Genomic DNA, 14,122 nt, shown 5'->3' on the forward strand with positions numbered 1-14,122 from the left:
TCGCGGTCCCAGTGGTGTCGAGGGGAGCAGGGGGGCAGATCAGGCGCCGATGAGCTTGGCGAACTTCTCTTCGTACGCCTTCTCCTCCGCGCTGCTGAGCGAACGGAAGGCGTGGGACTTGGCGGCCATGGCCTTGTCCGGGAGGATCAGCGTGTTCTCGGCAAGCGACTTGTCGATCTTGGTGAGTTCGGCGGCGACGCCCTCGACCGGGCACACATAGTTGATGTACGCGGCGAGTTGGGCGGCGACGGGGAGCTCGTAGTAGTAGTCGATCAGCCGGGTGGCGTTCTTCTGGTGCCTGGCGTTGGCCGGGACCAGCAGATTGTCGGAGGAGGTCATGTAACCGGCCGCCGGGATCGAGAACTTGATGTCGGGGTTGTCGGCCTGGAGCTGAATGAGGTCACCGGCCCAGGCGAGACAGGCGGCGATATCGCCCTTGTCCAGGTCCGAGGTGTAGTCGTTGCCCGTGAAGCGCCGGATCTGCTTCTTGTCGACGCCCTTCTGGAGCCGGCCGATCGCCGCGTCGTAGTCGGCGTCGTTGACCTTGGCCGGGTCCTTGCCCATGTCGAGCAGGGTCATGCCGACCGAGTCACGCATCTCGGTGAGGAAGCCCACCCGGCCCTTGAGCGTGGGGTCGTCGAGGAGCTGCGTGACGGAGTCGACCTTCTTGCCGCCGGTCGCCTTGACGTTGTAGGCGATGACGGTCGAAATGCCGGTCCACGGGTAGGAGTAGGCGCGACCCGGGTCCCAGTCGGGGCTGCGGAACTGGGCGGAGAGATTGGCGTACGCGTGCGGCAGCAGCGAGGAGTCGAGCTTCTGCACCCAGCCGAGCCGGATCATCCGCGCGGCCAGCCAGTCGGTGACGCATATCAGGTCGCGGCCGGTGTCCTGGCCGGCGGCGAGCTGCGGCTGGATCTTCCCGAAGAACTCGACGTTGTCGTTGATGTCCTCGGTGTACTTGACCTTGATCCCGGTCCGCTTGGTGAACTGCTCCAGCGTGGGACGGTGCTTCTCGTCCTCGCTGACGTCCATGTACTCGGTCCAGTTGGAGAAGCTGATCCGCTTCTCCGCAGTGGAGTGGTCGTCCGAGGCCGCTGCCTCTCCTTCACGCTTCGCGGGCGGGATGCCGCAGGCGCTCAGGGAGGCGAGGCCGCCGACGGTGAGCGCGCCTATACCGCCGGCGCGCAGCATCGAACGGCGGGTGAGGGCGCCCCGGCCGCTGGTGATGCTGCGTCGCATCGCCGCCAGTTGGGCTGCGGACAGGACGTCCGGCTCGTGCTGATCCATGCGCTGTGCCCTTTCGGGATGGTGCCGCGGGTCGAGCGGCGCTGGGCTGGGGTGGGCTGGCTAACGGTCCCCGAAGATGGTGCGGTGCCAGTCCTTCCGGGCTACCGCGGTGTTGTCGTACATCACGTGCTTGACCTGCGTGTACTCCTCGAAGGAGTAGACCGACATGTCCTTTCCGAAGCCAGAGGCCTTGTATCCGCCATGAGGCATCTCGCTGATGATCGGAATGTGGTCGTTGACCCAGACGCACCCCGCCTTGATCTCGCGGGTGGCGCGGTTCGCGCGGAACACGTCGCGGCTCCAGGCGGAGGCGGCGAGGCCGTAGGGGGTGTCGTTGGCCAGCGCGATGCCTTCGTCGTCGGAGTCGAAGGGGAGGACGACGAGGACCGGACCGAAGATCTCGGACTGGACGATCTCACTGTCCTGGGCGGCCCCGGCGACGAGTGTGGGCCGGTAGTAGGCGCCCTTCTCCAGGTCACCGCCCGGGGCTTCGCCGCCGGTGACGACCCTGGCGTAGGCGCGGGCCCGGTCGACGAAGCCCGCGACGCGGTCGCGCTGGAGGTGCGAGACGAGCGGGCCGAGGTCGGTGGCGGGGTCGAGGGGGTCACCGAGGCGGACGTCCGCCATCAGATCGGCGACACCGCTGACGAAGGCGTCGTACAGCGGCCGCTGTACATAGGCGCGGGTGGCGGCCGTGCAGTCCTGGCCGGAGTTGATCAGCGAGCCGGCGACGGCGCCGTGGATCGCGGCCTCCAGGTCGGCGTCGTCGAAGACCACGAAGGGGGCCTTGCCGCCGAGCTCCAGGTGCAGGCGCTTGACGGTGGCGGTCGCGATCTCGGCGACGCGCTTGCCGACGGGGGTGGAACCGGTGAAGGAGGTCATGGCGACATCGGGGTGCCCGACGAGCTGCTCGCCCGCCTCCTTGCCCGCGCCGTTGACGATGTTGACCACGCCGTCGGGGATCCCGGCCGCCTTGGCGGCCTCGGCGAACATCAGCGAGGTCAGCGGGGTGATCTCGGCGGGCTTGAGGACGATGGTGTTGCCCGCGGCGATGGCCGGGAGGACCTTCCAGGCAGCCATCTGGAGCGGGTAGTTCCAGGGGGCGATGGAGCCGACGACTCCGATCGGCTCCCGGCGGACGTACGAGGTGTGGTCACCGCTGTACTCACCGGCCGACTGTCCCTGGAGATGGCGCGCGGCGCCCGCGAAGAAGGCCGTGTTGTCGACGGTGCCCGGGACGTCGAACTCGGTGGTGAGCCGGATCGGCTTGCCGCACTGGAGGGACTCGGCGTACGCGAAGTCGGCGGACTGCTCCGCGAGGACGGAGGCGAAGCGGTGCAGGGCGTCGGAGCGCTCGCCCGGGGTGGCGCCCGCCCAGCCGGGGAAGGCATCGCGGGCAGCGGCGACGGCCGCGTCGACATCGGCGGTGGCTGCCAGTTCGTAGCTGTGGACCGTCTCCCCGGTGGCCGGGTTGACGATGTCCTGCGTACGTCCTGAAGTGCCGGGCCGCAGCCGCCCGCCGATGTACTGCGCGCCGTCCGCGTAGCGGTCCCGCGCCTGGAAGCGGTTGCTCATGAAGCTCTCCGTTGTTCCAGCTCGAATTGAGTGCCGATCCTGACAGAGCAACCCGTCTCCAACAAGGGATTCCGTTGTTGCCTTTTGATTACGCGACGGAATCGGTCGACCATGTGTCGGGGCAGGGCGACTAAAGGCGTACGGAGTGTCAGTGCTGGATGCCAGACTCGCGTGCATGGGGATGGAAGAGCTGATCCAGCAGGTCAGCAGCGACAAGCGAGTCAAGTTTCTGCACTTCTGGGGGCACGCGCCGCGCCGGGACGGGAGTATCGGCCCGAGCTGTCTCAGCCAGTGGTGGCCGTCACCGTTCGTGGTCGACGGCGTGCGGTACGCCACGGCGGAGCACTGGATGATGGCGGGCAAGGCACGGCTCTTCAGCGACGCGGAGGCCGAGCGGCAGGCGCTCGCGGCGACCAGCCCTGCCGCGGCCAAGCGGGCCGGGCGGCTGGTGCGCGGTTTCGACGACGCGATATGGGAGCGCGAGCGGTTCGCGATCGTGCGCTCGGGCAGTGTGCACAAGTTCGGACAGCATGCCGAGCTGCGCGACTATCTGCTGGGCACGGGGGACCGGGTGCTTGTCGAGGCCAGCCCGCTCGACCGGGTGTGGGGCATCGGGCTGGCCGCGGACGACGAGCTGGCGCAGGATCCCGCGCGCTGGCGCGGGCTCAATCTGCTGGGGTTCGCGCTGATGGAGGCGCGGGAGGAGCTGCGGAAGCGCGGGTGACAGGGTGACCGGGGCCGCGCCCCGGCATCCCGCTCCGCGATGTGCGATCGGCTAGGGCGTGTTTTAGAAGTAGCGCCGTCCGCCCGAAGGGCGGGCCCTGCGGCGTCTGGTGCGTGCAATCGCAAGGCGGAGGATCGTCCTCGTACTGGACGTACTTGGGCGACTCCGACAACACCGCGAGTGCGCGTGCCAGGCGTCGCGGGGCAGGCGCGACTTCTAAAACACGCCCTAGCGGGCGACGTCCTCGAGCACGAGCGTGTTCGAGTAGTCGTCGTAGCCGTCGTCCCTGTTCCGGTCGTCGTTGACCGCCTTGGTGATGCCCCAGATCATCAGGCCCACGACGACCAGGCCGAGCACGATGCCGATGGAGCCTGTGATGATACCCGCGAGCGCCATGCCGCCGTTGGTCGCCTCGCCCCGCTGGGCGCGCTTGCGGCCCAGGATGCCGAAGATCAGGCCGAGCACGCCGAGGACGATCGACACGACTCCGTACAGACAGAACAGGCAGACGGACAGGATGCCGAGCACCATCGCGGTGATGCCCATGCCGTTCGCCGGCTGGGCCTGCCAGCCCGGCTGGCTGTAGCTCTGGTAGCCCGGGTATCCGGGGTAGCCGCCGTACGGATCACCGGCGCCGACGCCGAGCTGCGGGAGGCTCGGGGCTGCGGGGTAGCCGTAGGGACCCGCGGCGGGCTGGGCAGGTCCTCCCGGGGCTATCGGGGGCGGCGGCACGGCACCCGCGTCGGGAACCGGACCGACACCCGGCATCGACGTGACGGTCAGCTGGTCGTGCACCGGCGACGTCGGCGGGCGCTGCGCGGCGGGCTTGTCCAGCGGCACCCTGTTCTGTGCCGCACTGCCCTGTGGCGGAGCCCACGGATCGCGGTCGCGGGGCTCGGACCCGCCCGCCGGCTGGGCCTGGTTGTCTGACATGGTTCTCCCCCATCGTGGTTCGCCGTCATGCTACGGCCCCTCACCCTGTCCTCGGCCGGGCCCCCTACGATGATCCCTGACCCGAGCGGCGCATTGAACACGGAGGACCCCGATGACCGATCTGCACCCCTTCATCGCGGGGCTCCCCAAGGCCGAACTGCATGTGCACCACGTCGGCTCGGCTTCGCCGCGCATCGTCGCCGAACTGGCCGCCCGCCACCCCGACTCGAAGGTCCCCACCGACCCCGAGGCGCTCGCGGACTACTTCACGTTCACCGACTTCGCGCACTTCATCGAGGTCTATCTCTCGGTCGTGGACCTGATCCGCACCCCCGAGGACGTACGGCTGCTGACCTTCGAGGTGGCCCGTGACATGGCCCGCCAGAACATCCGCTACGCCGAGCTGACCATCACGCCCTTCAGCTCGACCCGCCGCGGCATCGACGAGAAGGCCTTCATGGCGGCGATCGAGGACGCCCGCCGGGCGGCCGAGGCCGAGCTCGGTGTCGTACTGCGCTGGTGCTTCGACATCCCCGGCGAGGCCGGGCTCGAAGCGGCCGAGGAGACCGCACGGCTCGCTGTGGACCTGCGACCCGAGGGCCTGGTCTCCTTCGGACTCGGCGGCCCGGAGATCGGTGTGCCGCGGCCCCAGTTCAAGCCGTACTTCGACCGAGCGATCGCGGCGGGACTGCACTCCGTGCCGCACGCCGGGGAGACGACGGGACCGGGGACCATCTGGGACGCGCTGAACGACCTGCGCGCCGAGCGCATCGGCCACGGCACCAGCGCGACCCAGGACCCGAAGCTGCTCGCCCACCTGGCGGAGAACCGGATCGCGCTGGAGGTCTGCCCGACCTCGAACATCGCCACCCGCGCCGTCGTCGACCTCGACCAGCACCCCATCAAGGAGATGGTCGCCGCCGGTGTGCTGGTGACGATCAACAGCGACGACCCGCCGATGTTCGGCAGCGACCTGAACAACGAGTACGCGGTCGCCGCCCGGCTGCTGGGGCTGGACGAGCGCGGACTCGCCGGCCTCGCCAAGAACGCCGTGGAGGCGTCCTTCCTCGACCCGGCGGGCAAGGCGCGGATCGCGGCCGAGATCGACGTGTACACCACCGCCTGGCTCGCGCGCTGAGCGAACCTGACAATGGGGCCCATGCGCAGAGTCAGTGTTGTGGGCCATCGCGGCGATCCGTACCGCGTCCGTGAGAACACCCTTCCCTCGCTCCGCTCCGCTCTCGAACAGGGCGCGGACGCGGTGGAGATCGACGTACGCCTCACCCGTGACGACGTGCCGGTGCTGCTGCACGACGAGTCCCTGAAACGGCTGTGGGGCCACGACCGGCCCCTCGCCGGACTCACCCGGGACGAGCTGCACGAGCTCACCGGCGGCGGGGTGCCCACGCTGAGCGAGGCTCTGAACGCCCTCGGAACGCACCGCGTGATGATCGATCTGCCCGGCGCCTCGAAGGAGTCGGTGCGGACCGTGGTGGGCACGGTCCGCGATTGCGGCGCGGGCGAGCGGGTGTACTACTGCGCGGGCCCGGTCACCATGCTCGCGGTGCGCGCGGCCGACCCGTCGGCCGAGATCGCGATGACGTGGACGTCCCTGGCCCCGCCGCGGCCCGCGCTGCTGGCCGCTGTGGGTCCGCGCTGGCTCAACTACCGGTTCAGCCTGATCGGCCAGGAGCTGACGGACCGTATCCATCGGGACGGCATGCTGGTCTCGGCCTGGGTGGCGGACACCCGGCGAAGCATGCGACGGCTGGTGCGGTACGGCGTCGACTCGATCACCACCAACCGCGTCGATGCGCTGCACGGCGTTGTCACCCCGCGGCCGAACTCTCTTGTGGCCCAGTTCGGCGCGGTGGACCGCAAGCCGTAGGCCTGAACCAGGCCGCGACGGCGGCCGGTTCGGGACCGGGCGCCTGTCCCGTCAAGGCCTCCAACTGCTTGATCTTCCGGCGCAGGACGTACAGCGGGATCACTCCGAACACCCCGAACGACATGTCGACGACCGACCACCAGACGGGAATCCCGCGGATCGGACCGCAGATCAGGGCGAGCGGGATGATCCCGGCGCAGGCGATCATCCCGAACTCGACGACCCAGATGTTCCGTACGGGATCGCGGTACGGGCCGTAGAAGGCGACCGCGATCACCAGGTGTGCGAAAGCGAGCCAGTCCGTTCCGTACAGCACGAAGGGGTACTTCTCGTCGGTGGCGTCCAGCCCGGCCCGTACCCGCTCGATCCACTCCATCAGCGCCGGGAACCGGCCGCCGGTCCCCAGCGAGTTCAACAGGTCTTCCAGCCAGTGCAGTTCGTGCACCAAGGGGAAGGCCGTCAGCCCGCTCAGCAGCAGGCAGACGATGAAGACGATCAACCACACGCGTATGCGCCGCAACAGGGCTCGCTCGCTCATGACCGCAGCGTACGCCCATTGTGAACGCGTTCAAAAACGGGGGGTCCCGTGATCCGGCACGCCATCGCGTGCGAGACGACCGCGGCGCCTGCGGCCAGCACCAGGCCTGTTGCCGCGCCACGGGCCCATGCGGGGTCGAGCGCTCCCTGCGTCGCAGTCGACCTCTGCGCCCAATGGACATCTGTCTATACTTACTGGACACCTGTCCATGAACTGAGGATCCCCGATGAACACAACGGCAAACGTCCTGGTCGGCCTGGTGGCCGCGCTGCACATCTACATCCTGGTCCTGGAGATGTTCCTCTGGGAGCGCAGGCCCGGCCGCGAACTCTCCGGCTTCGACGCGGACATGGCCCGCGCGACCGCCCCGCTCGCCGCGAACCAGGGGCTCTACAACGGCTTCCTCGCCGCGGGCCTGATCTGGGGCCTGATAGCCGCCGACCCGACGGGATACCGCGTCCAGGTCTTCTTCCTCAGTTGTGTGCTCGTCGCGGGCCTGTACGGCGGCTTCACCGCGAACCGGCGCATCCTGGTGGCGCAGGCGCTGCCGGGCGCGCTCGCGCTGGCGGCCGTGCTGGTGGCGGGATGAGTGCCCCCGCGGGAGACCCGCGCGCCGAACGCACCCGGGCCAGGCTGCGCGAGGCCCTGCTGGAGGAGTGCGCCGAGCGTCCGCTCGCGGAGGCCAGCGTCGCGGCGCTCGTCCGAAGGGCAGGCCTGGGCCGGGCCACGTTCTACCTGCACTACCCGGACCTCGACGCCCTGGCGGTCGACGCCTGCGCCGAGGTCGTACGGGACGCGGTGGACGCCCTCCACGCCTGGCGAGGCACCCCGGATCCGGCCGCTCCCCCGCCGGCGCTGACGGACTTCTTCAGGGACCTGGCCCCGCACGCCGCGCTCTACCGCACCCTGCTCCATGAGGGCGGCAGCGGCCCCCTGGGCGATCTGCTCCACCGCGAACTGCGCGAGCGCAGCCGCAGGGAGCGCGAGCTGGCCGGAGCCCCGTCCGCGCCCCTGATCGCCTCGGCGGTGGCGGCGACCTTCGCGGGCGTGCTGGCGGACTGGCTGCACGGGGCGATCGAGGCGACGCCCGAGCTGATGGCGGCTCAGATCTGGCGCCTGCTGCTGGCGTTGCACCGCACGCCGGTGGCACAGACGGCATGAGAACGGGGCGCGGGAAACCGTCCCCGCGCCCCGTCAGCAAGGCTTACGCGTCGAGCGACGTCATCACGTGCTTGATGCGCGTGTAGTCGTCGAAGCCGTACGACGAAAGGTCCTTGCCGTAACCGGACTTCTTGAAGCCACCGTGCGGCATCTCAGCGACCAGCGGAATGTGCGTGTTGATCCACACACAGCCGAAGTCGAGGTTCTTGGACATGCGCATCGCGCGCGCGTGGTCCTTGGTCCACACGGACGAGGCAAGGGCGTACTCGACGCCGTTCGCCCACTCCAGGGCCTGCGCCTCGTCGCGGAAGGACTGAACGGTGATGACCGGTCCGAAGACCTCTTTCTGGATGATCTCGTCGTCCTGCTTGAGTCCGGAGACGACGGTGGCGGCGTAGAAGTAGCCCTTCTCGCCGACCTGGTGGCCACCGGCCTCGACCTTGGCGTGTGCCGGGAGCCGCTCGATGAAGCCGCTGACCTGCTTGAGCTGGTTGGCGTTGTTGAGCGGGCCGTAGAGCACGTCCTCGTCGTCCGCCGCGCCCGTCTTCGTGTCGGTCGCCGCCTTGGCCAGCGCCGCGACGAACTCGTCGTGGATCGACTCGTGCACGAGCACGCGCGTCGCGGCCGTACAGTCCTGGCCCGCGTTGAAGTAGCCCGCCACCGCGATGTCCTCGACGGCCTTGGGGATGTCCGTGTCCTCGAAGACGACGACCGGCGCCTTGCCGCCCAGCTCCAGGTGTACGCGCTTGACGTCCTTGGCCGCCGACTCGGCGACCTGCATGCCCGCCCGTACGGAACCGGTGATCGACGCCATCGCCGGAATCGGGTGCTCGACCATCGCGCGGCCGGTGTCCCGGTCGCCGCACAGGACGTTGAAGACACCCTTCGGCACGATCGCGCCGATGATCTCGGCGATCAGCACGGTCGACGCGGGGGTGGTGTCCGAGGGCTTGATGACGACCGTGTTGCCCGCCGCCAGCGCGGGCGCGAACTTCCAGACGGCCATCATCATCGGGTAGTTCCACGGCGCGACCTGCGCGCAGACGCCGACCGGCTCACGCCGGACGATGGAGGTCATGCCCTCCATGTACTCGCCGGCCGAGCGGCCCTCCAGCATCCGCGCCGCACCCGCGAAGAAGCGGATCTGGTCCACCATCGGCGGGATCTCTTCGGTGCGGGTCAGGCCCAGCGGCTTGCCCGTGTTCTCCGACTCGGCGGCGATCAGGTCCTCGGCCCGCTCCTCGAAGGCGTCCGCGATCTTCAGCAGCACCTTCTGGCGCTCGGCCGGCGTGCTGTCGCGCCAGGCGGGGAAGGCGGCCGCGGCGGCGTCCATCGCGGCATCGACGTCAGCCTGTCCGGAGAGCGGCGACGTGGCGTACACCTCAGCCGTGGCCGGATTGACGACCTCGATGGTCCGCCCGTCGGCGGCGTCCCGGAACTCCCCGTTGATGTAGTTGCGCAGACGACGCAGCTCGGTGGTCACTGTTGCCACCCCTCCTGTCAGATGTCCGATGGGTGAGACACCCACCCTAATCTCTCGGGTAACGCTTTCGACAGCCCCGACCCTCCACAACTTCGGATTCAGTGATATTCGACCTCTCGAACAACGAATTTCATCGCTCAGGGGTTGCGGCACAGACGAGTCGCAGTGCAAAGTGAGCCCGTGGCCAGTCGTAACGCAGACTCCAGGAACAGCAACGGATCGTCCCCGACGATCGACGCCGTCTCCCTCGCGATCATCGAACAGCTCCAGGAAGACGGGCGCCGCCCGTACGCCGCGATCGGCAAGGCCGTCGGCCTCTCCGAAGCGGCCGTACGCCAGCGCGTCCAAAAGCTGCTCGACCAGGGCGTGATGCAGATCGTCGCCGTCACCGACCCACTCACCGTGGGCCTGCGACGCCAGGCGATGGTCGGCATCAAGGTGGAGGGAGACCTCGACCCGGTGGCCGACGCGCTCACCGCCATGGCCGAGTGCGAGTACGTGGTCATGACCGCGGGCTCCTTCGACCTCATGGTGGAGATCGTCTGCGAGGACGACGACCACATGCTCGAAGTGATCAACAAGCGGATCCGCGCGCTCCCCGGCGTGCGCTCCACCGAGAGCTTCGTCTACCTCAAGCTCAAGAAGCAGACCTACATGTGGGGAACCCGATAGCCGTGAGCAAGGACCTCTCCAAGACCGCGTACGACCACCTGTGGATGCACTTCACCCGGATGTCGTCGTACGAGAACGCACCCGTGCCCACCATCGTGCGTGGCGAGGGCACCTACATCTACGACGACAAGGGCAAGCGCTACCTCGACGGCCTCTCCGGCCTGTTCGTGGTCAACGCCGGCCACGGCCGTCACGAGCTCGCCGAGACCGCGTACAAGCAGGCTCAGGAGCTCGCCTTCTTCCCCGTATGGTCCTACGCCCACCCCAAGGCCGTCGAGCTGGCCGAGCGGCTGGCGCAGCACGCCCCGGGCGACCTGAACAAGGTCTTCTTCACCACTGGTGGCGGTGAGGCGGTCGAGACCGCCTGGAAGCTGGCCAAGCAGTACTTCAAGCTCAAGGGCAAGCCGACCAAGTACAAGGTCATCTCGCGTGCGGTCGCCTACCACGGCACCCCGCAGGGCGCCCTGTCCATCACCGGCCTCCCCGCCCTCAAGGCCCCCTTCGAGCCGCTGGTCCCCGGCGCGCACAAGGTGCCGAACACCAACATCTACCGTGCTCCGATCTACGGCGACGACCCCGAGGCCTTCGGCCGCTGGGCCGCCGACCAGATCGAGCAGCAGATCCTCTTCGAGGGCGCGGACACGGTCGCGGCCGTGTTCCTGGAGCCGGTGCAGAACGCCGGTGGCTGCTTCCCGCCGCCGCCCGGGTACTTCCAGCGGGTCCGCGAGATCTGCGACCAGTACGACGTGCTGCTCGTCTCGGACGAGGTCATCTGTGCCTTCGGCCGCCTCGGCACAATGTTCGCCTGCGACAAGTTCGGCTACGTGCCGGACATGATCACCTGTGCCAAGGGCATGACCTCGGGCTACTCCCCGATCGGCGCGTGCATCATCTCCGACCGCCTCGCCGAGCCGTTCTACAAGGGCGACAACACCTTCCTGCACGGCTACACCTTCGGCGGCCACCCGGTTTCCGCCGCGGTGGGCCTGGCCAACCTCGACATCTTCGAGAAGGAAGGCCTCAACCAGCACGTCCTCGACAACGAGGGCGCGTTCCTCTCCACACTGCAGAAGCTGCACGACCTGCCGATCGTCGGCGACGTCCGCGGAAACGGCTTCTTCTACGGCATCGAGCTGGTGAAGGACAAGGCCACCAAGGAGACCTTCACCGACGAGGAGACCGAGCGTGTGCTCTACGGCTTCCTCTCGAAGGCGCTCTACGACGCCGGCCTGTACTGCCGCGCCGACGACCGTGGCGACCCGGTCGTGCAGCTCGCACCGCCGCTGATCTCCACGCAGGAGACCTTCGACGAGATCGAGGGCATCCTGCGCAGCGTTCTCGCGGAGGCCTGGACGAAGCTCTAGCCCCACCTCTCACGGCTGGCTGCTTACGGCTATCGGCCCGGGGCACCCCTCACTCATTCGGCCATCCGAGTGAGATGGGGTGCACCCGGGCCGTGTGCTTCCCGCCACCCCGGTTCTGAATCCTTAGCGTGCCGAGTGACCGATCGGCCCTGCCTTCGTTCCCCCGGACGGGGGAGAGGAAATCTGATCAGAACCGAGGTGTACGCCATGGTGGCTCCGCCGGACAACGATGTGCTCTGGGCGCGTTCCCTGCACCAATCCCACAACGGCTCGCCCGCGCTCGTGGGCGTATCGCTGGGCGTACGGGAGGGCGAGATCCTCGCCGTGTGCGGGCCCCGCGGCAGCGGCAAGACCACGCTCCTGCGATGCCTCTCCGGTCAACTGGTCGCGCAGGAGGGCGAGGTCTGGTTCAACAGCTCCCCCGTGCACACGCTGAGCCCGCCGCAGCGCGAGCGGCTGCGCAGGGACCGCTTCGGGTGGATCGACTCCGAGCCGACGCTGGTCCCGGAGCTGACGGCGTGGGAGAACGCCGCCCTGCCGCTGCTGCTGCGCGGCATCTCGCACCGCGCGGCGAAGACCGCGGCGATGGAGTGGCTGGAGCGGCTCGACATCGACGCATGCGCGCGCAAGCGGCCCCATGCGCTGCTGCAGGCACAGCGGCAACGGGTCGCCACCGCGCGGGCCCTGGCAGCCACGCCGTCGGTGCTGTTCGCGGACGAGCCGACGGCGACCCTGCACCGGGCGGACCGGGCGCACCTGCTGCGTATGGTCACGGCCGCGGCCCGTTCGCACCGCATCACCGTCGTGCTCGCCACGCACGACGCGGAGGTGGCGGCGCTCGCCGACCGTTCGATCGCACTCGTCGACGGCCGGCGCGTCAACTCCCTCGCGACCGCGGACGCGGAAGGCCGAGCCGAGTGCTCGCTCTCCGTCTAGCCCGAGGCGCGCACCCACTGGTCCTGCTGCGCCGCCTGATGGTGGCGGCGGCGTCCGCGGGCGTCGGATTCATGCTGCTGTGCACGCTGACGTACGCGCTGTCCCACCCCACCGACTCCGGCACGTCCGCGGTACGGCTTCTGTGGTGCCTGATCCCCCTCGCGGCGACCGTGCACTTCGCGGTGGCGGTGGCGCGTACGGATCCGAGTACGCGTCCGAGGTCCGGGCTCTCGGCGATCGGCCTCGGGCCCGCACGGCTCAGCGCGCTGGCCGCGGTGTCGACGGCCGTCTCCGGCACGCTCGGCAGCATGGTCGCCCTGCTGTTCTTCCTCCACCTGCGGGGCGATCTGACGGGGCTGCCGTTCGACGGGGCTGCGGCCGAACTGCTCGCGGCGGACCGGCCATTGCCGCTGGGAGCGGCGCTGACGCTGCTCACACTGGTGCCGCTGCTGTCCTCGGTGGCGGCCGCGCTGACGCTGCGCCCGCGCCAGTCTCCGCCGCCGTCCGCGGTGTCTTCATCCTCCCCGGTACCTTCTCCCGCTCCGAGCGGGCTGCCGTGGGGGGTCGCGCTGATGGCGGCGGGCCTGGCCGTCGAGACGTACGCGAGCCGCGGCGGGTCGGGTTCACCTCTGCCTCTGCCGGGCGAATTCGACGGCCACTTCGAGGGCAACCCGGCCGGAGTCCTCGTGGGCTGGACCCTCGCAGCCCTCGGCCTCGCCCTGGCGGGCCCGGGCATCACCCGTTTCTGCGGCCGCCTCCTCCAGTCCCTCCGCCCGGGCCCGACCCGCCTGCTGGCGGGCCGCACCCTCATGGAGGAGTCGAGCCGCATCGGCCGCCCGCTGGGCGTGGTCTGCGCGGTCGCCGCGGCGGCGCTCGCCGCCGCCATGCTCTACGACGACTCGGCCCCCCGCCCCGTCGGCCCCCTCACCAGCCTGGGCGCGACCCTGGTGATCACCTGCACGACGGCGACGCTCCTGGTCTCGGCCCTGGAGGCCAAACACGCCCGCGCCACAACGACGGAATCCCTCCGCCGCCTGGGCGCTCCGGCCCCCCTCCTCCGCCAGGCGGCGGCCCTGCGAGCGGTAGCGCTCCTGCTGGTCTTCGCCCCCCTGACGTACGGGGTGGGCGCGCTGGCGGCGTTCCCCCTCACGGGCTGAGGCCGGGCGCCGGGGTGCGGGGTGCACAGGTACCACGAGCGCCGCGAGACCGGCACCCGGGCACTTGGCCGACGGTCGCGCAAGGCGCCGCGCCCCCGCGTCCCTCGGCCGGAGGTGCGCGGTTCGTGCAGGCCGCGAAGCCGCCGCTCGGGCCGCGGACGTCGGTCTCGCGGGTGGCCGGTCCCGTCAAGCGCCGCGGAGCCGGCGCGGGGCCCTGTCGCCAGCCCCCGCTTTTCCCCCCGGCCCCGGCGGGTGCCAGATCCCTGCAAGGCGCGGCGGAGCCGGCGCGGGTCCCGGGGTCCGCAAAGGGCTGCGTAGCCGACGTTCTGGGCCGGGGGCGCCCGCCCCGCATCGCCCCGGCACGGGGGTGCCGGACAAGGCCCCAGGGCCAGTCCCGCAGGACG

14 protein-coding genes are annotated in these 14,122 nt (G+C 69.8%); 9 read left to right on the forward strand and 5 right to left on the reverse strand.

What is annotated here, in order from left to right:
- Positions 1-39: 39 nt before the first annotated feature.
- Together OG905_RS12070 and OG905_RS12075 are read right to left on the reverse strand one after the other, a co-directional pair.
- Positions 40-1,287, reverse strand: coding sequence for an ABC transporter substrate-binding protein (locus OG905_RS12070; RefSeq protein ID WP_328667732.1), 1,248 nt, complete (start codon positions 1,285-1,287; stop codon positions 40-42).
- A 60-nt stretch (positions 1,288-1,347) separates the two neighbouring features.
- Entirely contained in the window at positions 1,348-2,862 is a 1,515-nt protein-coding gene (locus OG905_RS12075; RefSeq protein WP_328667733.1) for a gamma-aminobutyraldehyde dehydrogenase, read from the reverse strand.
- 175 nt (positions 2,863-3,037) lie between these two features.
- On the opposite strand from OG905_RS12075, the gene OG905_RS12080 reads away from it, so the two are divergent.
- Complete coding sequence (locus OG905_RS12080; RefSeq protein WP_328667734.1) at positions 3,038-3,586, forward strand: NADAR family protein; 549 nt, start codon at positions 3,038-3,040, stop codon at positions 3,584-3,586.
- Positions 3,587-3,814: 228 nt separating this feature from the next.
- Here OG905_RS12080 and OG905_RS12085 read toward each other — a convergent pair whose 3' ends face one another.
- Entirely contained in the window at positions 3,815-4,519 is a 705-nt protein-coding gene (locus OG905_RS12085) for a DUF4190 domain-containing protein (protein ID WP_328667735.1), read from the reverse strand.
- 112 nt (positions 4,520-4,631) lie between these two features.
- On the opposite strand from OG905_RS12085, the gene OG905_RS12090 reads away from it, so the two are divergent.
- Positions 4,632-5,657: an adenosine deaminase gene (locus tag OG905_RS12090; RefSeq protein WP_328667736.1), complete on the forward strand. Its 1,026-nt coding sequence runs from the start codon at positions 4,632-4,634 to the stop codon at positions 5,655-5,657.
- Between the two features lie 21 nt (positions 5,658-5,678).
- A complete protein-coding gene (locus OG905_RS12095) occupies positions 5,679-6,407 on the forward strand; it encodes a glycerophosphodiester phosphodiesterase (protein WP_328667737.1) in 729 nt (242 codons plus the stop codon).
- On the opposite strand, the gene OG905_RS12100 is transcribed toward OG905_RS12095, so the two are convergent.
- Positions 6,349-6,945 (reverse strand): hypothetical protein, encoded by a 597-nt coding sequence (locus OG905_RS12100; protein WP_328667738.1) that lies wholly within the window; start codon positions 6,943-6,945, stop codon positions 6,349-6,351. The two genes, OG905_RS12095 and OG905_RS12100, sit on opposite strands and share 59 nt — an antisense overlap.
- Positions 6,946-7,171: 226 nt before the next feature.
- On the opposite strand from OG905_RS12100, the gene OG905_RS12105 reads away from it, so the two are divergent.
- Both OG905_RS12105 and OG905_RS12110 read left to right on the forward strand, forming a co-directional pair.
- Positions 7,172-7,534, forward strand: coding sequence for a DUF1304 domain-containing protein (locus OG905_RS12105; protein WP_328667739.1), 363 nt, complete (start codon positions 7,172-7,174; stop codon positions 7,532-7,534).
- On the forward strand, positions 7,531-8,106 hold the full coding sequence (locus tag OG905_RS12110; protein WP_328667740.1) for a TetR/AcrR family transcriptional regulator: 576 nt from the start codon (positions 7,531-7,533) through the stop codon (positions 8,104-8,106). Before OG905_RS12105 ends, OG905_RS12110 begins: the two co-directional genes overlap by 4 nt.
- Positions 8,107-8,149: 43 nt before the next feature.
- Here OG905_RS12110 and OG905_RS12115 read toward each other — a convergent pair whose 3' ends face one another.
- Positions 8,150-9,589: a gamma-aminobutyraldehyde dehydrogenase gene (locus OG905_RS12115; RefSeq protein ID WP_328682186.1), complete on the reverse strand. Its 1,440-nt coding sequence runs from the start codon at positions 9,587-9,589 to the stop codon at positions 8,150-8,152.
- Between the two features lie 165 nt (positions 9,590-9,754).
- Here OG905_RS12115 and OG905_RS12120 point away from each other — a divergent pair, with 165 nt between their 5' ends.
- From OG905_RS12120 to OG905_RS12135, 4 genes are all read left to right on the forward strand, one after another.
- The gene (locus tag OG905_RS12120) at positions 9,755-10,261 is read left to right on the forward strand and encodes an Lrp/AsnC family transcriptional regulator (protein WP_328667741.1); all 507 of its coding nucleotides are present in this window, start codon (positions 9,755-9,757) and stop codon (positions 10,259-10,261) included.
- Entirely contained in the window at positions 10,246-11,625 is a 1,380-nt protein-coding gene (locus OG905_RS12125) for an aspartate aminotransferase family protein (RefSeq protein WP_328667742.1), read from the forward strand. The genes OG905_RS12120 and OG905_RS12125 overlap by 16 nt, the downstream gene beginning before the upstream one ends.
- Positions 11,626-11,832: 207 nt before the next feature.
- Positions 11,833-12,561 carry an ABC transporter ATP-binding protein gene (locus OG905_RS12130; protein WP_328667743.1) on the forward strand — a complete coding sequence of 243 codons (729 nt, stop codon included), beginning with the start codon at positions 11,833-11,835 and terminating at the stop codon, positions 12,559-12,561.
- A complete protein-coding gene (locus OG905_RS12135) occupies positions 12,543-13,718 on the forward strand; it encodes a hypothetical protein (RefSeq protein WP_328667744.1) in 1,176 nt (391 codons plus the stop codon). The genes OG905_RS12130 and OG905_RS12135 overlap by 19 nt, the downstream gene beginning before the upstream one ends.
- The last annotated feature ends 404 nt before the right edge of the window (positions 13,719-14,122 follow it).

Origin of the sequence: Streptomyces sp. NBC_00322, assembly GCF_036147535.1 — a bacterium.
GTDB lineage: Bacteria > Actinomycetota > Actinomycetes > Streptomycetales > Streptomycetaceae > Streptomyces.

Excerpts from the sequence above, each read along its gene's own strand:
- OG905_RS12075 (WP_328667733.1), bottom strand. The coding sequence starts at position 2,862 with ATGAGCAACCGCTTCCAGGCGCGGGACCGCTACGCGGACGGCGCGCAG.
- OG905_RS12070 (WP_328667732.1), bottom strand. The coding sequence starts at position 1,287 with ATGGATCAGCACGAGCCGGACGTCCTGTCCGCAGCCCAACTGGCGGCG.
- OG905_RS12090 (WP_328667736.1), top strand. The coding sequence starts at position 4,632 with ATGACCGATCTGCACCCCTTCATCGCGGGGCTCCCCAAGGCCGAACTG.
- OG905_RS12085 (WP_328667735.1), bottom strand. The coding sequence starts at position 4,519 with ATGTCAGACAACCAGGCCCAGCCGGCGGGCGGGTCCGAGCCCCGCGAC.
- OG905_RS12130 (WP_328667743.1), top strand. The coding sequence starts at position 11,833 with ATGGTGGCTCCGCCGGACAACGATGTGCTCTGGGCGCGTTCCCTGCAC.
- OG905_RS12080 (WP_328667734.1), top strand. The coding sequence starts at position 3,038 with ATGGGGATGGAAGAGCTGATCCAGCAGGTCAGCAGCGACAAGCGAGTC.
- OG905_RS12105 (WP_328667739.1), top strand. The coding sequence starts at position 7,172 with ATGAACACAACGGCAAACGTCCTGGTCGGCCTGGTGGCCGCGCTGCAC.
- OG905_RS12095 (WP_328667737.1), top strand. The coding sequence starts at position 5,679 with ATGCGCAGAGTCAGTGTTGTGGGCCATCGCGGCGATCCGTACCGCGTC.
- OG905_RS12100 (WP_328667738.1), bottom strand. The coding sequence starts at position 6,945 with ATGAGCGAGCGAGCCCTGTTGCGGCGCATACGCGTGTGGTTGATCGTC.
- OG905_RS12110 (WP_328667740.1), top strand. The coding sequence starts at position 7,531 with ATGAGTGCCCCCGCGGGAGACCCGCGCGCCGAACGCACCCGGGCCAGG.